Below are 23,304 nucleotides of genomic sequence, written 5' to 3'. Positions count from 1 at the left end.
ATCTCCTTCTTTAAAAAACATTATTCCAAAAACATGGCATCGCCAAAACTAAAAAATCTATATTTTTCCTTCACAGCTTCTTTATAGGCATTCAAAATAATTTTTCTAGATGACAAAGCACTCACCAGCATTATCAATGTCGATTCTGGCAAATGAAAATTTGTTATTAAATTATCCACAATTTTGAACTTATAACCTGGATAAATGAAAATATCAGTCCAACCAGATCCTGACATCACGTTTCCCTGATCGTCACAAGCCGATTCAATAGTTCTACAGCTCGTCGTTCCAACACAAATGACTCTGCCACCGCTTTTTTTAACTGAATTGATTAATTCTGCCGACTCATCCGATACCATATAAAATTCTGAATGCATCTTGTGATCATTGACATCATCAACCTTCACAGGTCTAAAAGTACCCAATCCCACATGAAGTGTCACAAAAGCTATATTTATACCTTTGCGTCTTATGTCATCCAATAATTCTTCAGTAAAGTGAAGTCCTGCTGTTGGAGCTGCTGCAGACCCAGAGGTTTTCGAATAAACGGTCTGATATCGTTCGTTGTCCTGCAATGTTTCTGTAATATAAGGTGGTAGTGGCATCTTACCAAGCTCGTAAAGCACCTCTTCAAAAATACCATCATAATCAAACTTTACTATTCTCTTTCCATCCTCGACAATATCTACAACCTCAGCTATCAATTTACCATTGCCAAAGGATATCTCACTTCCTATTCTAGCTTTTTTTCCTGGCTTGACCAATGTCTCCCAAGTATCGTCCTCATTTCTCTTCAAGAGCAAAAACTCAACCCTTCCACCAGTATCTTTTTTTTCGCCTATCAGTCTGGCTGGAATAACTCTGGTATCATTTAATACCAAACAATCCCCTTCCTTTAAGTACGAAACTATATTTTTAAATATATCATGCTTTATTTCACCAGTAGACTTATTTAGTACCAGCAATTTGGAGCTAGATCTGTCCTCTATTGGCACCTGAGCAATAAGCTCTTCCGGTAAATCATAATAAAAATCACTCGTTTTCATTTAAAATTCTTCCTTTGTTATTTTTACCCTTTTTTACTGTTTGCATCATAAGGTATGCCTAGATGCTCGTATGCCAATGGCATGGCTATTCTACCTCTCGGAGCTCTATTTATGAAACCAAGCTGTAACAAGTATGGCTCATATACATCCTCGATGGTATTTCTATCCTCTCCTATTGAGGCAGCAAGTGTGTCAAGACCAACCGGTCCACCTCTAAATTTTTCGATAATCGTTTGAAGTAGCTTTTTGTCAACAAAATCAAGCCCCAAAGAATCTACTCCAATCAACTCCAAGGCATCATTGGCGACTTCATCTGTAATATTGCCGTCAAATTTAACCTGTGCATAATCTCTTACTCTTTTTAACAGTCTGTTGGCAATTCTAGGCGTTCCACGTGAACGTCTCGCAATTTGAATTGCTCCATCATCCAAAATCTCTGCATTTAATATTTTCGATGATCTTTTTACAATCTTCGACAACTCGTCGACATTGTAATAATCCAACTTGCAAATAACGCCAAACCTGTCTCTTAATGGATTTGTCAGCATACCAGCCCTTGTCGTCGCACCTATAAGTGTAAACTTTGGCAAATCAAGCCTTATACTCCTAGCTGACGGACCCTTACCGATAATTATATCGAGAGAGAAATCCTCCATTGCTGGATATAGAACTTCCTCAACACTTCTATTTATTCTATGTATCTCGTCAATAAATAGAACATCATTTTCTTGTAAATTGGTCAAAATTGCAGCCAAGTCACCAGCTCTTTCAATTGCAGGTCCAGATGTTACTCTCAAATTAACACCCATTTCACTTGCTATAATTCCAGCCAAAGTCGTTTTTCCAAGACCAGGTGGTCCATACAGTAACACGTGATCAAGTGGTTCATTTCTATTCAATGCAGCATCAATAAAAATCCTAAGCTGCTCCTTCGATTTTTCCTGTCCCAAATATTCATCAAGAGATTTTGGTCGCAAATTATTCTCGATATCAAAATCTTCATCCTTCATAGTTGAGGTAATAATTCTTTCACTGTCGATATTTTCCAATTATAATCTACCCCCTAAAACTTTATTCCCGTTTTCATAATATATTCCAAGCCTTTTCTTATGACATCTTCAACACTCATCCCAGGTTGCTTCACAAAATTGACAGCACTTTCGGACTCAATTCTAGTATATCCTAATCCAATTAATGCTTCAATAGCCTCGCTAGCAACTACGTCACCAATTCTACTGTCAGTAATCTCAATAGAATCGGCTTCATCAACAACCAATTTGGATACCTTGTCTTTTAATTCTAGAACCATTCTCTCTGCTGTTTTTTTACCCACACCTGGTGCCTTTGACAGAGCAGCAATATCGGCATTTAAAATATATCCATTTATCACATTTGGAGAAGCAAATGAAAGAATCCCCAAACCTACCTTCGTTCCAATTTTTGAGACCGATGTCAAAAGCTCAAACATTTCCAACTCCTCTTTGGAATAAAATCCACAAAGACTAATATCATCTTCTCTCACTATCATTTTTGAATATATTTTATGCTTTTCTCCAATGGCAACTCTAGAAACTGTGTTCGTGGATACCAAAAGCTTGTATCCCATCCCATTATTCTCAATAACCAAGGAGTCTATTCCTATTTCTTCAATTGTTCCCTTAATATACGCAATCATAATTTTATCACTACCGTCCTTTATTAATAATACTTGCTTAGTTCTTTCCCAAGTCTATTCGCATGAGCATGGCAAATACCTACAGCTAAAGCATCAGCCACATCATCTGGTTTTGGTACAGATTTTAGTCCCAAAAAAGATGTGACCATTTTTTGAACTTGCGATTTATCAGCTCTACCATAACCACAAACCCCTTGCTTAATCTGCAAAGGAGTGTACTCAAACACAGGCTTGTTATTATGTTTGCATGATAATAGAATTACTCCTCTCGCCTGAGCAACTGTTATCGCAGTCTTAACATTTTTGTTGAAGAATAATTCTTCGATACCGACCTCATCAATGTCGTATATTTTGAATAGCTCATCCATACCCTTATAGATGAGTTCCAATCTATCAACGTTATCCATTTTGGCTGGAGTAGTAATTGCCCCATAATCTAAAGTTCTAAATCTATTATTTTTGTATTCAACAACCCCGTAACCAATTATTGCTAGTCCAGGATCAATTCCTAATATTATCATAAAAATTGTCAATCTACTCCTCAAATTTATTCATTTTATGAAATTCAACTGTTAAATAAAAATAGAATTTCATAAATCTAAAACACTGTTAAATAATTATACCATAATTTCCTTACTTTCAATAACAAAAATTTCATAAATTTAAGTTTGATAAATATTATTATAAAAAATAATTTAATATAGTAAAATAGTGCGTTATTGTTTTTTGTTGAAAAAACAATAATGCATTAAAATTAACTATTTAAATTTAAAAAATTTTACAATAATAGCTATCATTTATTATAAAAAAATGATATAATTGTTTTGCGATTAGTCATTTAACCTGTTATAATGCCAATTAATCGCATTGATTTCATTGTTTTGTTGTTTGGAAAAAAATTACTTTATGTTAGTAAGGGGGTTATTCGATGGATATTGAACAGATAGGAACACGCTTAACAAATTATAGAAAAATGAAAAATTTGACTATAAAAGATTTTTCGAAAGTCTCTGGCATTAGTACAGCTCTACTAAGTCAGCTAGAAAGAGGAATCGGAAACCCGAGTCTAAGCGTATTAGACTCGATAGCAAGAACTATGAATATTTCCATTTCTACATTATTTGAGGACCAAGTTAGTCTAGAAAAGCTTGTAAAACGAGTTGAAGATCAAGGGTATATCAAAGACTCAAGAAAAAGCAATATTGAATTTCAATTGCTGACAAAAAAGTCTACCAACCTTAGTGCCGACTTGTTTAGAATAACTTTATATCCTCACACAGAAACACCATTAGTACCATTCGGTGTAAATGAACTTGAGGAGTTAATTCTGGTAGAAAAGGGCACGTTAACAGTATGTACTGAAAACAAAGAATCCGTTGTCTTAAAAAAGGGTGATACAATAAGATTTATTCCAAGGATGAGTTATAAGCTTGAAAACAACTCAGCTCACAATGTTTCAGTGCTTTACTTCGCAAGTAATACAAAGGAAGTATTATGAAGAACAAACGTCTTATTCTATGTCTCTTGTGATAAAAGAATTAGACAATCATCATTATACAAAAATTAAATACGTACATTGTTTTAAGATTATTGAAAATCATTTCCGATAGACTCGAAGATTATTCTATTATTAATTAAATAGAGAATGTATTGTACACATAAGTGCATGCGTACAACACATTCTCTATTAATTTTAACATTCTCTATTAATGTTAAATATGTCACTGCCTAGTCTAGTCAAGAACGATTATTTCCAAATTTCTTCTACCAAAATTATTCATTTGTGATGCAGAATTCATAAATATATCTATCATCGTTCCCTTGATGATTCCACCAGTATCATTTGCTATAAATACTTTATCAAAATATGGAACATAAACCCTAGAACCAAGAGGAATTACCTTTGGATCAACAGCTATAGTTCCCCATCTTGGTCTCTGTCCTGAAGCAGTAGTAGTATCTCCTGTATAGGCACTCGCATTAGAAATATACTTCTTACCGGTACCTAACTTATTTCCCTTTTTGTCATAATAATAAGTCTTATTTCCTGTTGTGGCATAATTAGCACCATTTTGTGTTGTTTTCACAGACAGTACCCCCTTATAGACACCGTCATCAGCAAATAAATGTTGTTTTCCAGCGATTACCTGCACCCCTGTAACCATCTCACCTTTAGTACTAAAATAATACATAAGCCCATTTAGCTTATTCCAGCCTACAAGCTTTTTTCCTTTTGAATTAATATATACATATTTGTTATTTTCTTTTTTCCATCCTCTTGAAATAGTTGCTTGAGCATTGCTTGTAGTTTCAGCAAAAGAAATTGACCTTTCTGATATAAGCACTGCAATTCCCACTAACAATACAGTAAATAAAACACATACTTTCAATTTAATATTTTTAATCATATTAACCTCCATTTGATATCCAAAATGAAATTTGCTTAACGAAGATGACAAAAATGCCAAGAGCTTATTCATCCTCTTTTTCTGCAAGCTTCTCTTTTTTGGATAGTTTCTATTTTGTTACTTAAAATCAAATCCTTAGATTTTTATAGTAACATTTTTGACATTTTTATTTACAATACTTTTATATTCTATTATATTTTTTACAAAAATGCAACCTTTTTTTGACTCACTTTTTCATCACATCTAGAATCCACTGATTTTTCAACGTTTTTTGCACGCAAAAAAATTACATTTTTGTAACTTTTGTTTTTTTATATCTTCCCATTTTAACCTTCTCAATAAAATCAATCAGTGTACAGCTTTCAATTGACATACTAATCCATAAAGTATATCATTATATATAACAGTAATATTTAGAAAAAACAATTAATAAAATATGTTTTTTCAATACACAATCTGGTGAAAAGGAGATGCGTAGATATGATAATAAATGCAATTAAAAGAAAAAGGCAAGAAATTATACGTTCGAGAAGAAGAAGGAAAATTGCTAATATTGCAAAGTATTCCTTACCAGGTTTGGTCATTGGAGTGGGCTGCGGACTGCTTCTTGCACCAAAATCTGGAAAAGAAACCATCCAAAAAATTAAATCTGATGTAGGAAATACCAAAGAAAATTTAGAAAACAAATCAAAAAAAATAGTAAAAAGTGTCGGAAGCTCAATCGAGAATAAAAGAGCCAAAATAGCAGAATCAAAAAAGAGAATCAAAGAATACTTCGATAAAAATAATGATTTAATCGAAATTAAGGCCTCATTCGTAAAAGAACCAGATGAAATCGAAAAATCTAATTCGGAGCCTGATGAATCTGAATTGAAAGATAACAAATAGGAGTTGAAAGTTTAAGATGACAGTTACAGTAAATACCCAGACAATTTTATTTATATTGGCAATCCTAGGCTGTATTGCTCTAGTTTTTCTAATTATCGTGCTGAAAAAGTTGGCAAATCTAATTTCCAGCATTGATGATCTAATAGTAAGAAATAGTACAAATGTTGGTCTTACCATAGCAAAATTGCCTTCTATCGTATCAAGTGTTGATGATGTGGTAGACAATGCAAAAGATATTACAGATGTGGCAGTCGATGTTTCATCCGATGTACTGGTGGCAAAGGAAAAAATTAAAAGTGGAATAAAAACATCAATCGATGTCGCTGGAATAGTTAAGGATGTTATGAAGAAAAAATAAAAAGTACTACACTTATTCATATAATTTTATAAAAAATACCGTTGGCGAAATAGCTTCACCGACGGTATTTTAAAGTTAAAACAATTATTTTATCAATTTCTTTGATAATACTTACAAACAAAAAATGTAATATATAAGTCAATCTATTAACACCACAAAATGTTCGCTTTATTTTTCTATTAGCTTGGATTCAAGTATCGACCTTACATACTTCATAATTTGAGTTTTTCCTTCCTCAGGACTCATAAAGCCTTTATACACTCTAAACAAAATAGACTCATATGTGAACGATGTAAGATCATTGATGAAATCAATCGAGTTTTCTTCAATATAACCTTTTTTTGCAATGTCTTTTACCATAAGTATGTTTCTACTTTCTATGGAATAGTTTTTTAACATTGAGTTAATTACATCACCATAGTCTTTTTCTTCTCTAGGGAAAACACTATAATACTCGTCGACATATTCGGAAATACTTCTATTTAATTGATTGAAAAACAGAGTATAGAACACATCTACGTTTTTCATAGTATGTAGAAGAAAACACTCCCATACAGCAAAATAATTATACATTATCTCATCATCAGATTTCTTGATATAATTCTTTATATCATCTAAATACTCCTCAAACGAAAAAAGGCACACAAAAACTTTTAAATGTTCCAAGTTTTCAAAATAATTATACATTGTCGCACTGTTAAATCCAGATAAATCGCCAACTTTTCTGATTGTTATCGCATCTATACCTTCTTTTTCAAGAATTGTCCTAGCAGAATTTATCAGATTTTTCATACTCATAATCTTGTAAGAATTCAATTCTTTCATTCAAAACCTCCCATAAAATAACTTTAATAGAAATAGTATACAACGAAATCTCAAATAATTAAAGAAAAATATATTAGAAATCTTTCTACACAAATATCAAATGTTTAACATACATTAGAATATTCAAAAAAAATAAGGGTCGAAATAAATCACCCCTTATTTTTACAAAAGTATTTTGAAAACACTACTATTTTCTTTCTTCTCTAAACGCCTTAATAATACTAACACAAATAGCCAGCATAATAAATATAAATGGAAATGCCGCTGCAATAGATGCTGTCTGTAATGCTTTTAGGCCTCCAGATATCATCAGTGCAAATGCTATTAATGCCTGTAAAATCCCCCAAACCAACATTTTCTTTTTTGATGGGTTTAGGTCTCCATTTTGCGAAAACATACTAAGCACAAATGTAGCTGAATTTGCCGATGTAATGAAAAATGTACAAAGCAACACTATCGTAATAATAGAAAGAACTATTCCAAATGGGTACTTTGAAAACACCTCAAATAGTGCAGTTTCAGGCTGTCCTGACAATTGCGTTAGTTTTTCTATACCAAATACTGATCTTAAATTTAATCCCATACTTCCAAATATCGAAAACCAAATAAGTGAACCGATTGCGGGAGCCAAAGTAACACCCACTATAAATTCTCTCACCGTTCTACCCTTTGATATCCTTGCAATAAAAGTACCGACAAATGGAGCCCAAGCTATCCACCATGCCCAGTAAAATATTCTCCAACCTTGCATCCAAGCATTGTCACCAAAAGGGTTGATATTTAAACTATCTTTAAAGAATTGGTTTATATAGTCACCCGTAGTTCCAACGAATGTATCTGCCATCATAACCTTTGGTCCAACTAGCACCGCTATAAGCATACAAGAAAATGCGAGAATCAAATTAAGATTGGATATCAGGTTTATCCCCTTATCTATGCCTGATACCGCTGTCCAAGTATATATTACTGTAATAATAACTATGATAATAAGCCAAGATGTCACATTATTCGGAATTTTAAATAGATAATTTAATCCTGAATTTATCTGCATTGTTCCCATTCCCAATGATGTCGCAACACCCGCAATAGTTGCAATTACCGCAAATATATCAATAAGCTTACCAAATCCACCGCTTGCTCTTTCTTCTCCAATAAGAGGTATGAATAGACTACTGATAAGACCTGGCTTTCCTTTTCTGAATTGAATATAAGCCAACCCCAATCCTACTATCGAATATCCTGCCCAAGGGTGTACTCCCCAATGTACAAAAGACGCTCTCATTGCAAACCTTGCTGCTTCTTCACTTCCTGGTTGAATACCAGCCATCGGTGATACAAAATGCGATATCGGCTCTGCAATACCATAAAACACCAAGCCAATTCCCATTCCAGCTCCAAAAAGCATCCCAAACCAAGAAATAGTTTTAAACTCAGGCTTTGAATCATCTGAGCCCAGCTTGATACTTCCATATTTGCTAAATGCTATCGCCAAGGCAAATATAACAAACACAAGCATTGACAAAAGGTATAACCATCCAGTATTAACTGTTACCCATGACATAAGTGATTGCGCAACCTTGCCGAAGCTCTCACTCCCAAAAATCCCCCATAATGAAATTACCAGAGATATAACAACCGACACAATATATACAGTATTTTTATTCTTCATAATTATCGCAACCTTTCATTGGTAATTAAACGCTAAAAATTGTTGGTTCTTCAATCTTTTCTGCCAGAGCCTCTATCGCTTTCTTCGTTCTATTGTACCTCAAATTCCATTGAACTTCTCTTGGCGTAGAAGGATCTCCTAGAGGGTATGGAATTGAAATTGTCGGAACAATTTTATTTATACCTAATGAGCTTGAAACTGGAACTAAGTTACACATTTGTACAATCGGTAATCCTGCTCTTTCTATTACTTTTACCATCGCTGCACCGCAACGAGTACAAGTACCTCATGTGGAAGTCATAATCACACCATCTACTCCATCTGCAACTAGGTAATCCAGTATTTCTCTAGCCATTCTTTCAGCCTCTGCCTGAGTCGTTCCTGTACCTACAGTTGAGTAAAAGTAATTATGTAATGATCCGTATACACCATCTTCCAAAAGTTTATTTAGTGCATCAAGTGGAACTATTACATTAGGATCTGCATTTGCTGCTGCTGGATCAAATCCTGCGTGTATTGTTTTGAATACGCCACCTTCCAATCTTTCCATGTTAGAGATATCGTATCTTCCCCATCTAGTTGCTGAAGCAGACTGTATTCTATCAGGATTGTCGACTGGAACAATTCCCCCAGTAGTCAATATCGCAATTTTTGCTGTTTTTAAATCCTTAATAGGCTCTGCAATAGGAACGACATCTTTCTTTGGAACAGGCAACTCTGTTTCATAGGCTTCTCCATTTAATTTTTTGATCAGCATCTCAACACCCCTCTTGGCAGCAGGTTTAATCTCCTCTGGCCAATATTGATGTCTTATTCCTCTACCGTAATAGCCCTCTTCTTCTGCTGGAAGTAATGGCTCACCTGAAAAAACTTTATTTACATATTTTGCAATTGCTTTCACATCTGATCTCATACTAGCAGCAGATTTTCCACCTTTAAAAATAATCATCTCACTCTTATACATTTCTACACCTGGATTTTCTTCGTGCATAGATGAATATACCTTTACATTTTTAAAATTTTCTTGTACAGCCTTACAGATTCTTCCTGCTGCAAAGCCATATCTACCAGCTTGGAAGGTTGGTCCAGCAATAAAAATCTCAAAATCTTTATCTTTCAACATATCAATAATTCTACCGACAGCTTCATCTTCATGAGTTGCCATAAAATTATCTCCACATATTATTGTATGAGTGACATCTGCATCAAGTGCTTTTTCCAACGCCAATCCGGGTCCCACAACTCCTTCTCTGATTTCAGGCTCATAATCTGCAAGTTCTTCTCCACCTATTCCTGCAAAAAATTGATTTATATAATGAATACACTTAGTCATCGCTATTTACCTCCTTAAAACTCTCTCATGATTTTTGTAGCCCAACCAGCAACCTGATCGCCACAGAACATAGCGTTATTTTCCATAATTATAGATCCGTCTTCTCTAACAGAAGGTCCAAGTATTTCATCTCCTGACCATCCTCCAGATAAACCATCTCTAGCCAATGCCTGAAGTTCTCCAATTACTTTTTTCGCAGGTGGAAGCTCGATTAATTCAGAAACATTGCCAGTTGAAACCAAAGCTGTCGTACCTTCGTCCATAACAACTAGTGGCTGTGATTTTCCATCACGACCAGTACATTCATTGCTAATACCTACAACCTTAACACCGACTTCCTCCAATGCGCAAATACATCTTACATAATCGGCATCAGGGTTACCATACCCTTCTTCTACAACTATCGCCCCATCAGCACCCAAGGTTCTGGCCATATTTGAAACAAAAATTGCCGCTCTTTCTTTTTGCTCAAGAGATACATTTAAGTTTGACATTATTACACCAAGGAAGTTTAATGTTTTCCCATGCTCTTTATACAATTCCTTTATTATAGGGAAATTTTGCATATCGTATGTAGACCATTTCGAAGAGCATGGCATAAAGCTACCTCCAATAATAGAACCATCAAGAACTTCATTTGGATTCATAAAGCTAGGTAAATATTTATTCATATCCCATCCATATACAAGATCGTTATATCCCAGCTCTTCCATCTGAGACTGAGGCTGCATAACCAACACTACAGAAGGCAATTCATTAACAGAGTCACTTCGCTTCGTAACACCTTCAAACTCAAAAGTTTCAAGATCTTCAGGTTCAAGAGATTTAACAGTTTCTCCCAAATATTCAGCGAAATAATGACAAGCCCATCTAATGGCATGATTTTTCTTCTGTTGTTCATATCTTTCGAACTCTTCATCGGTATCTATTACCAAACAAATATTAATTAGATTTGAATAATATGAATATTTTGCCCCTTCTCCAGACATATCCACTAATCCATCACCAAAGCTTCCCCAATGCATTCCTACCCCCATTACAGAGCATCCCTTAAGAGCATGAATACGACCTTCGCCTGCTCTTCTTAGATTACCTGTAACACCTGGAAATAACGATTTTCCATCCAACCTAACTCTTGGCTCAACAGCTTCTTTGATTGGTACTATTCTAATATCTTCACCCGGTTTCGCAATTTCAATATCAATATCTGTTATATGCTCATCTTTTGCGATGAAATCAATTGCCTCATCTTTATTGATAAACAGTACTCCATCTTTAAATGAAGTTTTTTCTCCAAATTTGACATCCTTGACATAAAAATTTCCAATTTCTAATAACATGACGCACCTCCGTTTGTATTTTAATTGCATATTAGAAACAATAAATTAATATACATTATTGTTATTAATAGAAATCTTATCATATCGCGATTATCTTTGCAAGATTTTTAACTATAATAATCATGGTTATTATCTATACTTATTATATGTTTTTACAATATATGTTTAGAGATTTAAAAAACAAAATAATTCGTTTAGAACTTTAAAAAATAAAAAAACCTCGTAAATTTGAAACCAAATTTACAAGGTCAATAATCAAAATATCTAATTATAGGCTCTTCTTAGCTACATCTACTAACTGTGCAAACCCATTTGGATCAGCAATAGCTAATTCTGAAAGCATCTTTCTATTTACTTCTATTCCAGCTTTCTTTAGACCGTTCATGAACTTAGAATATGACATATCATTCATTCTACAAGCGGCATTGATTCTCTGAATCCAAAGCTTTCTGAAATCTCTCTTTTTCTGCTTTCTACCGATATAAGCATTCTTCAATGCCTTCATTACGAACTGGTTTGAAGTCTTGTAAAGCTTACTTCTTGATCCCTGGTATCCCTTTGCAAGCTTTAATACTTTTTTATGTCTCTTATGGGCGTTCATACCCTTCTTTACTCTTGCCATTTTAAATCCTCCGTATCCTTAATCTTACTTGTATGGTAATAACTGTGCTATTCTTCTTGCATCTCCATCACTAACTAATGTAGATTGTCTCAAGTTCATTTTAGTCTTAGCTGATTTTTTTGTAAGTATGTGACTCTTATAAGCCTTCGCTCTTTTCAACTTACCGCTTCCTGTTCTTTTTAATCTTTTTGCTGCACCTCTATGTGTCTTCATCTTTGGCATAACAAAGTCCTCCTCTCAATTATTATCTATTTCTTTGGATCTATTATTGCAACCATATTATTCCCTTCAAATTTTGGGGGCTTTCCTGGTTCTCCAAACTCATTTAACATTTCAATAAACTTATGCATGACTTCTTTACCAATATCTTTGTGACCTAATTCCCTACCTCTAAATCTCAGTTCAACCTTAACTTTGTCTCCCTTTTGTAGGAACTTAACAGCTTGGTTTGCCTTTGTCTTCAAATCATTGTCACCAATACCTGGTCTAAGTCTTACTTCTTTGATATTAATAGTCTTCTGTTTTTTCTTCGCTTCTTTTTCCTTCCTTGCCTGCTCATATTTGAACTTTCCATAGTCCATCATTTTACAAACAGGTGGTTCAGCATTTGGCGATATCATTGCAAGGTCCAAATTCTTTGAATTTGCGATATTCAAAGCTTCTTTCGTAGGCATAATCCCCAACTGTTCACCAGTTTCAGATAATACTCTTACTTCCTTTACATTGATTTCCTCATTGATTGCTAATTCCTTACTAATACAGAACACCTCTACTTTCTTGTCGTTTAAAATACACTTACTAAAATAAAAAAAGACGGATTATAAAATCCGCCATAAGTTCAAATTGAGCGACAAAAAAATATTGTACGCATAAACTTATTAACCTTACTAAGCATTGCCGTAAGGTGAGAACGGATTCTACTTGTTTTTCTCTACCAATCTACTATACAGTATATTATACATATATGTCAATAGTTTTTTTCGCTATTATGCGAATTTTTTATAAAATTCGTTAAACACAATGTTTTTTCAAAATATGATTTTAAAAATATCATATTTAAATAATTATAATTAAAATATCATATTAACTAAGCTACAATAACAAACTTACTATGATTGAATATTAATCTTATCTCTTATATCGTCAATATTACTCTTCTTTTTCGAAAAATATAACACTCCATTGATTTCCCTCATATTGACATATCCATAATTCACCAATAGCTCCACATGAGCCATTGTTTCACCTGAGGCAAAGTATTTCTGAGCTGGCGGAAAATCATCCCAGCTATTTGCCCTGATTCTCCATGTAATATTAGACGCAATATTCCTAATAGTGTATTCTTTTCCATCCTCTAGTGAATTAAACACCTCAGCCAATCTCTCAAAATGATGCTCTGTAATTTCATCAATTCTTACTTTATGGTCTGTCACCTGATCTCTATGTGTTGAAAAACAATAATCTACATCTAGTTTTTTCAATTTATGTATTGTATTTAGATACCTTTCTAGCATATTTTTGTACTCAAATCCCCAAAAAGTAATATTGGGGGTGATTGTGTTTAGAATAGTATCTGCACAAAATAATATCTTATGTTTTCTTTCATATAAGCCTATATGTCCCGGAGTGTGACCAACCAAATCCAGAACTTCAAAGCAATACTCTCCAATATCAATAGTATCACCCTCTTTTAGAGCTGTGTACTCAAACTGACTTGATAACTGATATTTGTATCCCGGATTATCTGTAACATCAAACTCTTCTTCTATCCCATATTTTGTTATCAAATCCAACGATTTGTTCCAATATTCTCCAGTGGCTGTAATTTCAAGCAATTTTCCATCTTCATCACTCGTATAAATATCGCAGCCTTCTTCGTAAAAATCAGATATCAAGCCTGAATGATCAGAGTGAAGATGTGTAACTATCAGTGAGACATCTTTAATCTGTAATCCAAGCTCCTTTAGACCAGCAATCATACTTTCTTTGGACTCTTTCATATTGTACCCTGTATCCAATACATAGCTACCATTTTCACCTGTTATCACGTAAATATGAATAGCCTTCAATGGGCTGTTTGGCAATACAACAGGAAAGGAATAAATATTTTTACACAATTGTTCCATTTTTAACCTCTCACATCTTCTCTAATAATCACTCTAAAATAAATTTATCTATATATTTCATCGTCCGTAGATTTAAACAAATACAGCAATAAGGCTTTAATCAAACACTACTATACAAATTATGGTATTGCATTAAATTGCCATTCCTAATCCAATATATATTCTTCAGGTATTGATTCTCCTGGTCTTACAATATGTTTAATCCACTCTTTTTTTATTTCCCAGATATTTGCTTGAACACCAAAAATATTCCAGCTATCCACATCGAATACTCTAACCCAACTATCCTTTATTCGTTTTTCTTCCAATGGGTACTGTCTGGCATAGCGACCTTGAATAAATTCAAAAGAATTTTTATATCCTTTTGCCTTGATTTCAGCCCTGTATTTTTCCAAATCATCATCGTTCGTCGGAACATAGTGTAAATTCAGAACATAGTCCCATTTCAATCCATCAAAATATATTATCTCCTCGTTCGGAACCTCAAGAACGTAGGCAACTTCACCTTCATATGGTCTCATACAATTCCTAGCGCTGACAGAGCACCAAATCTGATATTCCACATCATCAGGTTTTGAGACTCTCTCCTTTGCAGCATCAACAAACCAATCATAACACATCAGTATCAATGGAGAAATATCATCCATATGTTCCTTAATGTATATTTTTCTATTGATAAATCTTCCTTTTTCTTCCAGTACTTTTAACGATCTCTCATCTTGGCTAGTAAATAGCAATGTTTTACCGTTTCTCGAGTACGGATTAATTTTACTATAGTCCATATCAACACCTCCGATTCATTGATTAAATTCTCTTAATAAGAGATTATTTCATAACCATCCTCAGTTACCAATATCTGATGTTCCCACTGTGCAGAAAGACTTCCATCTTTTGTGTACGAAGTCCAACCATTTTTCTTATCAACATAAACCTGAGGCTTTCCGATATTTATCATCGGCTCAATCGTAAAAATCATTCCTGGAACCATCAGCATACCTGTGTCTTTCACTCCCACATGAGAAACAAAAGGTTCTTCGTGGAATTCATTACCAATTCCATGCCCACCAAACATAGTTACTACAGAGTACCCTCTAGATTCCGCATATTCTTGAATGGCAGCTCCAATATCACCTATATGTCCCCACGGCTTAACCTGTTCAATCCCTACTTCCAAACACTCTTTAGTAATATCAACTAATTTTTTCGCTTCATCAGATGCACCTTCCATTACAAACATTCTCGATGCATCGGAAAAATATCCATCCTTGATAGTCGAAACATCAACGTTAATAATATCGCCTTCCTTTAAAATAATGTTCTTGTCAGGAATACCGTGACAAACTTCATTATTAATCGAAGTACAACAACTCTTTGGAAATCCTTCATAATCAAGAGGTGCTGGAATAGCACCATTCTCAGTTGTAAAATCATAAACCAGCTTATCGATATCCTCAGTACTCATACCAACCTTTATATTTTTAGACACATGGTCCAATACACCTGTGTTTACTATAGCACTAGCCTTGATCATCTCTATTTCTCTAGGCGTTTTTATTATACCTCTATCAGGAACGATATGTCCTTTTAGCTCAAATTCTCTTATTTTTTCATCAATTTCCATGTGGCACTTCTTATACTTTTTTTCGCTGCCACACCAGCACTTATCATTTCTATTTTGCATAAACCTACCATGGTGCAACTTTACACCACATTCCCCTTCCTTTTCTCTAAGCTACATTTCTCTTATATATTTAATGATACCACATTTTGTGTGGTTCTATAACATTTTTTTTAAAGTTATGATTAGCCGAAAATTGTATCGATACGATATTGTTTTTTTCATTAAAAATACCATTATAATTGACTTTATTTGAAATAATATATAAAATTGTATCTGTATCATGAAGTAGTAATTGTTTTGTTTTTAAAAAAACACATCAACAATTATAGATTGATAATAAAAAATTGATAAGGAGGATTACATGAGAAACGAAAAACTTACTTTGATTACTCAAACAGCAATATTAGCTGCACTTTGTTTTGTGACTTTCACATTTTTGCAAATAAAGATTCCAGTTCCAGGTGGCGACGCAACTTCAATACATTTTGGAAATGTATTCTTGGTGTTGGCAGCATTATTAATAGGTGGCGTATACGGTGGTTTAGCGGGTGCTATCGGTATGACTATCGCCGATATACTAGATCCAGTATATATTATTGTTGCTCCAAAAACATTTATTTTAAAGCTTTGTATAGGACTTATTGTTGGAGCAATTGCTCATAAATACGCAAAAATAAATGAAAGCGACGACAAAAAATATATTATTAAATGGGCAATTATTGCTTCAATAGTAGGGATGAGCTTTAATGTTGTAGCAGATCCAATTGTTGGCTATTTTTACAAAGTCTACATAATAGGTCAACCAGCAGATGTGGCTACAATTTTGGCAAAATTGAGTGCAGGAGTTACATTCTTCAATGCAATAACAACAGTTGTAATAGCCAATTTGATATATGTATCATTAAGACCAATTCTAATTAAATCTAATTTGTTGGTTAACTATCAAAAAAGTAAAAAAGCAGCATAATACTTATAATTAATTATAAAAATAGGAATTATCATAAAATACTTAATTTGAAATAGAAGTACCATTATTATACCCCACTAAAAGGTTTTGTCATTTACTATAATATGATGCTTCTATTTTCATTTTTTGTTGAAATAAATAATATCTAGCATAATAATTTTTTACAGCTACCACGCTATAATACTCTATTATTTCACCTATTGTAGTATCCAGTAAATTATTATGATATAATATTCTCAGAGAATACTTTTGTTTTTTAACATATTTCTAACTGAATTATAGGAGGATATTTTATGAAAGATTTTGATTCACTTTTTGCTAATATTGATAAATTGTATGAGATTATTTTTTTCGCATTTATATTATTCATTTCCATTGCCATATACAATTTAGTCTTAAAAATACGATATTCAAACTATATAAAAAAATCTATAGATACAAATTGGGGAACAAAGAAAGAAGAGAAGGAACAGAATCGTAATGTTATTTTGTTGTCAAATTATATATCAAAAAACTCAGAAATCAATGATAAAACTTGGAATGATTTTAATATGGATTTATTACTTTCAGAAATAGATCACACCGAGTCATATTTGGGAACGGTTATGCTTAAATATCTTCTTAAGAATCCCAAATACAATATTGATGATATTGAAACAACATTTGATGAGATATGTGAAATAAAATCAAATATACCAACAGCAAAAAGAATCAAACAAAGTCTTGCAAGCATTGGAGAAAACTTAAAAACAGATATTTCACTATTTCTGGAAAATGGAATTGATCCAAGCGAATTTAATCCAAAAATATATATTTTATTAGGATCGCTTCCACTCCTTTCCATATTACTATTTTTTTTCGAAAAAGAATTTGCACTAATATTGCTAATAATTTCATTATTGACAAATATTGTACTAAGTGAAAAAATAAAAAAAGAAATCTACTCACATTTGAAAAACTTTAAAGAAATTGGAAAGATTATACAAGTCGCAAATAGAATAAAGACCTTGAAACCAGACATTCTTTGCAATAGAATAAATAAAATAACAAATACTATAGATAATATCAATAAATTAAATTCTAAACTATATAGATATGCTTCATTTGATGATATGACCTCTGAAATGTCTATGTTATCTACTTTGGTTTCAATGTTTTTTCTAAGTGAACCGATTAATTTCTTCCTTGTTAGAGATTTGGTTAATAACCATTTAAATGATATCAGGATATTGGTTGAGGAACTCGGAAAACTCGATGCTGTTTTGGGCATGGCAAGTTACCTTGATTATAACAAAAATCATTGCAAGGTTAAATGGGATAGCGACATAATTCACTACGAAAATACATACCATCCTCTCTTAAAATCACCGGTACCGAACAGTATCACTGTGCGTGACCCCAAAATAATATTATCTGGATCAAATGCCTCTGGGAAATCAACATTTCTAAAATTAATTGGCATCAATCAGATATTTGCCCAAACTTTTGGAATATGCTTTGCGGAATCAGCTAGATGTTGTATACATAAAATCACAAGTTCAATGAATAGTGAAGATGATATTTCAAGCGGCGATAGTTACTTTATGTCCGAAGCAAAAGCTGTAAAAAGAATCGTGGATTCTGTAAAAAATAATGATATTAAACACTTGATAATAATGGACGAGCTGTTTAGAGGAACAAATACTGTTGAAAGAATTAACTCGACATTTGCACTCCTTAATTACCTATCTAAACACGACACATCAATGTTTATTGCCACACATGACTTGGAGCTTATTTCTTCACTAAAGCATTTTGAAAACTATCACTTTAGTGAGCTGATTGAAAATGACGATATGAAGTTTGATTACAAGCTAAAAAAAGGTCCTGCTAGAAGCACAAATGCGCTTGAAATAATTAGAATTGTAGGATTCCCAAAAGAAATTTACTTGGAAGCACTAAGTGAGCCTGTTGTAAAATCACGAGACTATTAGAATTATTTAAAATAAAAATTGCTATATGATATACTAAAATATCATTTTTTTCAAAAAGGCAACATCCATAACACTTAATGTGCTATAGATGCTGCCTAATTTTTTATTTGTTCTAGATTTTAAAACTTTTGGGTTGTTCCCTCCATGTTTTTAGTCATTTTTGTTTTTTTGTAAGTTATGTAATTTCCAATTGTAAAAATTAGGAATAGAATTACACAAAATATTACATTATTTATATTATCACTTATAATAGTGTTATATAGAACTGTTATAAGCAACAATATTGTAGCAAGTATTTCTTTTTTTATAAAACTATTTAGCATAAACCCCTCTCAATCCTTTTTTAGATAAAAAACCCCTCTTTTTTTATTATATTTTAACGCAGGAGGAGAACGATTGTCAATAGATATTTATTTTCAATATGTATGTTATTGATAATTTTCTATTTAAATTTTCTTCTATACAGTAACAATGTCGATTATATATTTTCAATTTTTCAGAAAAAAATAGCGTCAATGGCTTTCGAATTCATCTTATAATAAATATCGAAAATTTTACCATCAACGCTAAATATTAATTTTTACATACTATATTCTATAATAAGTCAAAATTCACATTTTCTCTATCTTCTACCTGCTTATTGACCTTTTCCAAAAATTCAGCTATATTCATTGAACCTAACTCGCCCTCTTCTCTAGATCTAACAGATATTGAACCATTTTCACTTTCTTTTTCTCCTACAACTATCATATAAGGAATCTTTTCAAGCTGAGCCTCTCTAATTTTGAAACCAACCTTTTCTGCTCTATCGTCCAATTCAACTCTTATATTGTTGGCGAATAATTCCTCTCTAACTTTTTCTGCATAATCATTGTATTTATCAGAAACTGAAATCACCTTAACCTGACATGGAGCCAACCATACTGGGAATTTTCCAGCATAGTTTTCTATCAATATTCCTATAAATCTTTCAATAGATCCCAAGCATACTCTATGAATCATTACTGGTCTATGCTTTTCGCCATCTTTTCCAACGTAAGTAGCATCAAATCTCTGAGGAAGCTGCATATCCAACTGAATTGTTCCACACTGCCAAGTTCTACCTATACAGTCTCTTAGATGGAAGTCAATTTTTGGTCCATAGAAAGCACCATCGCCTTCATTTACTATATAGTCCATACCAAGCTCTTCCAAAGCACCTCTTAATCCATCCTCTGCTACTGCCCATTCTTCGTCAGTTCCCATTGAATCTTCAGGTCTAGTAGACAATTCAACATGGTAAGTAAATCCAAATTTTGTATATACCTTATCAATTAGCTTAACGACACCCTTGATTTCATCTCTTATTTGTTCAGGTAGCATGAATATATGAGCATCGTCCTGAGTAAATGCTCTAACCCTCATCAATCCATGTAATGCTCCAGATAACTCATGTCTATGTACACGACCTCTTTCAGCAACTCTCATAGGGAAATCTCTGTATGAATGAGGCTTGCTCTTGTAAAATATCATTGCACCCGGACAGTTCATCGGCTTGATAGCATAATCCTCTTCATCTATTTGAACAGTATACATATTTTCTTTATAATGGAACCAGTGACCAGAAGTTTCCCATAATTTTCTATTCAAGATAATTGGAGTTTCTATTTCCACATATCCGTCTTCTCTATGAATTTCTTCCCAATACTTCATTAGAGATTTTTTCAGCTCCATACCTCTTGGTAAAAATAGAGGGAAGCCAGGTCCTTCCTCTGGAATCATAAATAGATCTAATTCTTTACCTATTTTTCTGTGATCTCTTTTCTTTGCTTCTTCCAGCATCTTTAGATATTCTTCCAAGTCCTTGTTCTTCTCAAAAGAAGTACCATATACTCTTTGAAGCATTTTATTGTTTTCGTCACCTCTCCAGTATGCACCAGCAATACTTTGAAGCTTAAACGCCTTTATCTTCTTAGTACTCTGTAGATGTGGTCCTCTACATAGGTCAACGAATTCACCTTGTCTATACATAGATATCACTTCTCCATCTGGAAGCTCCTCTATCATCTCAACCTTGTAGTCTTCACCTTTTTCCTTCATCAATTTGATTGCTTCTTCTCTAGAAACTTCAAATCCTTCAATTGCTAGGTCTTCTTTTACAATTTTTTTCATTTCAGATTCTATTTTTTCCAAATCTTCTGGAACTAGTCTGTAATCCAAATCAAAATCGTAATAGAATCCATTTTCTATCGCTGGTCCTATCGCCAATTTTGCTTCTGGCCAAAGTCTTTTTACCGCCTGAGCAAATATATGTGCTGAAGTATGTCTAAATACTTCTTTACCTTCTGGATCATCGAATTTAAAAAAGTTTACCTTGCAGTCTTTTTCAACTTTTTTATTCAAGCTTTCAAGCTTACCATCAATAGAACCTACTAAAACACTTCTAGCAAATCCGTCACTAATTCCCTTTGCAATATCAAATAGTGAAGAGCCATCTTCTACTTCTACAAAATTGCCATCTCTTAATTCAATCTTTAACATAACCTTACCTCCATACTATATTTTATTTGTTCTAATACATTATATGTAGGGGATTTTTTTCAACAAAAAAATCGCCCCGAAAAAATTGGGACGATATACTCGCGGTTCCACCCAAGTTGGCATAATTAACATTATACCCTCTCGAAAGACTTTAAGGCAGTCAACCGGACACTTTCACTATAGCTACTAAGTCCTGCTCAAAGGTAGTTTTCAAATAGATCATACTAATGAACTTCCAGCCAAGGCCCATCTCTCTGTCAGCTGTATTCCATTCTACTTGTCCTTTTTCATAGCAAATTTTTATTTTTTATAATTCTATCACATATTTTTTTCGATTGCAATAGTTTTTTATTTAAGTTTTTTACTAAAAAGTTACCGAAATAATACCTTGAACAACACCAATAACAAACCCAAGTAACAAGCCTAGATTCTCAATGTGCTTTAATTCCTTACTTGCAATCACAAGAATTATTTTTTCCAATTCCACCAAATCTAACTCGTTGATTTTTTCCTCTACCATCTTTCCAACATCAATTCTTGAAATCGCCTTTTCCTTTGCAACTTCTAACAAAGAATCAATTCCGGAATCGAACTCACTTTCGATCACTTGATCGACAAATTCAGCCACCTTTGATCTAAATAAAAATGGAATAAAGCTAGCTTTTTCCTCGATTATCACTGCAATCCTCTCTTTTAGGACTCGCTTTAAATTTTTTTTGTCTTCTTCCTTCAACATACTGTTTATCAGCTCATCATAGTCGATTAATTGCTCCCCAACTGTAGTTCCGATGCTTTTTGCTATATCAGCTCTTCTCTTGGGAATCAACCCCACAATTTCAAAACCAAAAATAGGCATTTTGAACGGTTTTAATGGTCTAAAAAGCATCTTTACAGCCAAGACATTTGTCACATAACCAATAATACCTCCAACAACTGCCATTGTTAATATTTTTATAATTATTCTTGTATCCATATTATTAATAATTCCATTGCCATCTTTTTAGAGAAGTTTGTTTTTTATTTAGCTTATATTTTATCTAGCCCATATTTTATCTAGTTCATCATAATATAGTGGCACGAATTTCTGATTTAGTTTTCTAACAATTATTTATCTTGCTAGATATTATCAAATATATACATACTACCGTAATCAACCAAATTCCCTTTACCCAATGAAATTATTTTTTTCCCCCTTTCAGTTACAAATTCCTTTATTCTAGCGTGGTCTGGATGTTCGTCCAAATCTCCAAAGAAAAATACATACTCTTTGTAGGTTGCACTAGCACCTCCAATAAATCCGTAATCCATATCGAATAGAGATATACCACCACTAGATATCTTTAGAACATCAAAATTTTCTTCAACCAATTTTTTGTAGATTCCATTGTCTGCTGTAATAAATGATCTTTCGTCTACTGCAAGAATTGAACAATTCGCATATCCTTGTTTGACATTTATTACTTTCGAATCGCAATTTACCTTATTTATTCTATCAGAAATGGATTCATCTGTAAAATCAAAGTTTCCAATATGAACACCGCCCACGCTACAAACATTGTAAAAAACGTTGTTTGGATATTTCTCTGAGAGAGTTTTTCTTCCCATTAGCAGTGGTTTTTTTATGCCAAGCTCGATAAAAAAGCTATCGTAATAATCAAACGCCTCTGGAGCAGATATGAATACACTTCCATCATAATAAAGTGAAATATCTACATGTCCATTTATAGCATCATACACCTTATCATTCCTAAAGGATGGTATTATTTTGGAAATTCCACAATCAAATAAAGTCTGTTTTATTTTTTCATCCATTCTGTAATCCACAATACAAAATGTATTTCTATTAAAAATACCATTACTCATTATAACACCCAATTCTATAACAACTTTTTTTCGAACTACAACAACTTTTTTCAAACTACAACCACATTTT

23 protein-coding genes and 1 other annotated feature are annotated in these 23,304 nt (G+C 33.1%); of the genes, 5 read left to right on the top strand and 18 right to left on the bottom strand.

The window, feature by feature from the left end:
• Positions 1-20: 20 nt before the first annotated feature.
• Genes queA through ruvC form a run of 4 tightly spaced genes read right to left on the bottom strand, consistent with a single transcriptional unit; the run spans position 21 to position 3,242 of the window.
• Complete coding sequence (queA, locus tag FYJ71_RS02165; protein ID WP_154537159.1) at positions 21-1,046, bottom strand: tRNA preQ1(34) S-adenosylmethionine ribosyltransferase-isomerase QueA; 1,026 nt, start codon at positions 1,044-1,046, stop codon at positions 21-23.
• 23 nt (positions 1,047-1,069) lie between these two features.
• On the bottom strand, positions 1,070-2,056 hold the full coding sequence (gene ruvB, locus FYJ71_RS02160) for a Holliday junction branch migration DNA helicase RuvB (protein WP_268878335.1): 987 nt from the start codon (positions 2,054-2,056) through the stop codon (positions 1,070-1,072).
• Positions 2,057-2,109: 53 nt separating this feature from the next.
• On the bottom strand, positions 2,110-2,721 hold the full coding sequence (ruvA, locus tag FYJ71_RS02155) for a Holliday junction branch migration protein RuvA (protein WP_154537157.1): 612 nt from the start codon (positions 2,719-2,721) through the stop codon (positions 2,110-2,112).
• Positions 2,722-2,744: 23 nt separating this feature from the next.
• A complete protein-coding gene (ruvC, locus tag FYJ71_RS02150; RefSeq protein ID WP_154537156.1) occupies positions 2,745-3,242 on the bottom strand; it encodes a crossover junction endodeoxyribonuclease RuvC in 498 nt (165 codons plus the stop codon).
• Positions 3,243-3,649: 407 nt separating this feature from the next.
• Here ruvC and FYJ71_RS02145 point away from each other — a divergent pair, with 407 nt between their 5' ends.
• The gene (locus FYJ71_RS02145) at positions 3,650-4,219 is read left to right on the top strand and encodes a helix-turn-helix domain-containing protein (RefSeq protein ID WP_091992657.1); all 570 of its coding nucleotides are present in this window, start codon (positions 3,650-3,652) and stop codon (positions 4,217-4,219) included.
• Positions 4,220-4,454: 235 nt separating this feature from the next.
• Here the strand turns inward: FYJ71_RS02145 and FYJ71_RS02140 are convergent, their stop codons facing one another.
• Positions 4,455-5,129 carry a 3D domain-containing protein gene (locus FYJ71_RS02140; protein ID WP_154537155.1) on the bottom strand — a complete coding sequence of 225 codons (675 nt, stop codon included), beginning with the start codon at positions 5,127-5,129 and terminating at the stop codon, positions 4,455-4,457.
• Between the two features lie 480 nt (positions 5,130-5,609).
• Between FYJ71_RS02140 and FYJ71_RS02135 the strand changes: the two genes are divergently transcribed.
• Positions 5,610-6,017, top strand: coding sequence for a YtxH domain-containing protein (locus FYJ71_RS02135; RefSeq protein WP_154537154.1), 408 nt, complete (start codon positions 5,610-5,612; stop codon positions 6,015-6,017).
• A gap of 16 nt (positions 6,018-6,033) precedes the next feature.
• Positions 6,034-6,375 carry a hypothetical protein gene (locus tag FYJ71_RS02130; RefSeq protein WP_154537153.1) on the top strand — a complete coding sequence of 114 codons (342 nt, stop codon included), beginning with the start codon at positions 6,034-6,036 and terminating at the stop codon, positions 6,373-6,375.
• A gap of 168 nt (positions 6,376-6,543) precedes the next feature.
• On the opposite strand, the gene FYJ71_RS02125 is transcribed toward FYJ71_RS02130, so the two are convergent.
• From FYJ71_RS02125 to FYJ71_RS02080, 10 genes are all read right to left on the bottom strand, one after another.
• Positions 6,544-7,200, bottom strand: a complete 657-nt coding sequence (locus FYJ71_RS02125; RefSeq protein ID WP_154537152.1) for a TetR/AcrR family transcriptional regulator — start codon at positions 7,198-7,200, stop codon at positions 6,544-6,546.
• A gap of 187 nt (positions 7,201-7,387) precedes the next feature.
• Entirely contained in the window at positions 7,388-8,869 is a 1,482-nt protein-coding gene (locus FYJ71_RS02120; protein WP_154537151.1) for a glycine betaine uptake BCCT transporter, read from the bottom strand.
• Between the two features lie 25 nt (positions 8,870-8,894).
• Positions 8,895-10,202 (bottom strand): glycine/betaine/sarcosine/D-proline family reductase selenoprotein B, encoded by a 1,308-nt coding sequence (locus tag FYJ71_RS02115; protein ID WP_154537150.1) that lies wholly within the window; start codon positions 10,200-10,202, stop codon positions 8,895-8,897.
• Positions 10,203-10,216: 14 nt separating this feature from the next.
• Complete coding sequence (locus FYJ71_RS02110) at positions 10,217-11,542, bottom strand: glycine/sarcosine/betaine reductase component B subunit (protein ID WP_154537149.1); 1,326 nt, start codon at positions 11,540-11,542, stop codon at positions 10,217-10,219.
• Positions 11,543-11,810: 268 nt separating this feature from the next.
• On the bottom strand, positions 11,811-12,164 hold the full coding sequence (gene rplT / locus FYJ71_RS02105; RefSeq protein ID WP_091992662.1) for a 50S ribosomal protein L20: 354 nt from the start codon (positions 12,162-12,164) through the stop codon (positions 11,811-11,813).
• 24 nt (positions 12,165-12,188) lie between these two features.
• Entirely contained in the window at positions 12,189-12,386 is a 198-nt protein-coding gene (rpmI, locus tag FYJ71_RS02100) for a 50S ribosomal protein L35 (RefSeq protein ID WP_091992663.1), read from the bottom strand.
• Between the two features lie 26 nt (positions 12,387-12,412).
• Positions 12,413-12,931 (bottom strand): translation initiation factor IF-3, encoded by a 519-nt coding sequence (gene infC / locus FYJ71_RS02095; RefSeq protein WP_277087735.1) that lies wholly within the window; start codon positions 12,929-12,931, stop codon positions 12,413-12,415.
• A gap of 342 nt (positions 12,932-13,273) precedes the next feature.
• Positions 13,274-14,290, bottom strand: a complete 1,017-nt coding sequence (locus FYJ71_RS02090; RefSeq protein ID WP_154537148.1) for an MBL fold metallo-hydrolase — start codon at positions 14,288-14,290, stop codon at positions 13,274-13,276.
• 146 nt (positions 14,291-14,436) lie between these two features.
• Entirely contained in the window at positions 14,437-15,072 is a 636-nt protein-coding gene (locus FYJ71_RS02085; protein WP_154537147.1) for a DUF3841 domain-containing protein, read from the bottom strand.
• Positions 15,073-15,104: 32 nt separating this feature from the next.
• Entirely contained in the window at positions 15,105-15,971 is an 867-nt protein-coding gene (locus FYJ71_RS02080) for a methionyl aminopeptidase (protein ID WP_154537146.1), read from the bottom strand.
• Positions 15,972-16,272: 301 nt separating this feature from the next.
• On the opposite strand from FYJ71_RS02080, the gene FYJ71_RS02075 reads away from it, so the two are divergent.
• Both FYJ71_RS02075 and FYJ71_RS02070 read left to right on the top strand, forming a co-directional pair.
• A complete protein-coding gene (locus FYJ71_RS02075) occupies positions 16,273-16,878 on the top strand; it encodes an ECF transporter S component (protein ID WP_154537145.1) in 606 nt (201 codons plus the stop codon).
• 293 nt (positions 16,879-17,171) lie between these two features.
• Positions 17,172-18,851, top strand: coding sequence for a MutS-related protein (locus FYJ71_RS02070; protein WP_154537144.1), 1,680 nt, complete (start codon positions 17,172-17,174; stop codon positions 18,849-18,851).
• 594 nt (positions 18,852-19,445) lie between these two features.
• Here FYJ71_RS02070 and thrS read toward each other — a convergent pair.
• The 3 genes from thrS to FYJ71_RS02055 form a co-directional block, all read right to left on the bottom strand.
• The gene (gene thrS, locus FYJ71_RS02065) at positions 19,446-21,371 is read right to left on the bottom strand and encodes a threonine--tRNA ligase (protein WP_154537143.1); all 1,926 of its coding nucleotides are present in this window, start codon (positions 21,369-21,371) and stop codon (positions 19,446-19,448) included.
• Between the two features lie 83 nt (positions 21,372-21,454).
• Positions 21,455-21,671 (bottom strand) — a binding site (T-box leader).
• Positions 21,672-21,735: 64 nt separating this feature from the next.
• A complete protein-coding gene (locus FYJ71_RS02060; RefSeq protein ID WP_154537142.1) occupies positions 21,736-22,344 on the bottom strand; it encodes a DUF445 domain-containing protein in 609 nt (202 codons plus the stop codon).
• 143 nt (positions 22,345-22,487) lie between these two features.
• Positions 22,488-23,288, bottom strand: coding sequence for a DUF6873 family GME fold protein (locus FYJ71_RS02055; RefSeq protein ID WP_154537141.1), 801 nt, complete (start codon positions 23,286-23,288; stop codon positions 22,488-22,490).
• Positions 23,289-23,304 lie beyond the last annotated feature (16 nt).

It is taken from the genome of Peptostreptococcus porci (assembly GCF_009695815.1).
Lineage (GTDB): Bacteria > Bacillota > Clostridia > Peptostreptococcales > Peptostreptococcaceae > Peptostreptococcus > Peptostreptococcus porci.
Note: the sequence above shows the minus strand (reverse complement) of the source record. Positions and strands in the feature narration are given on the sequence as shown.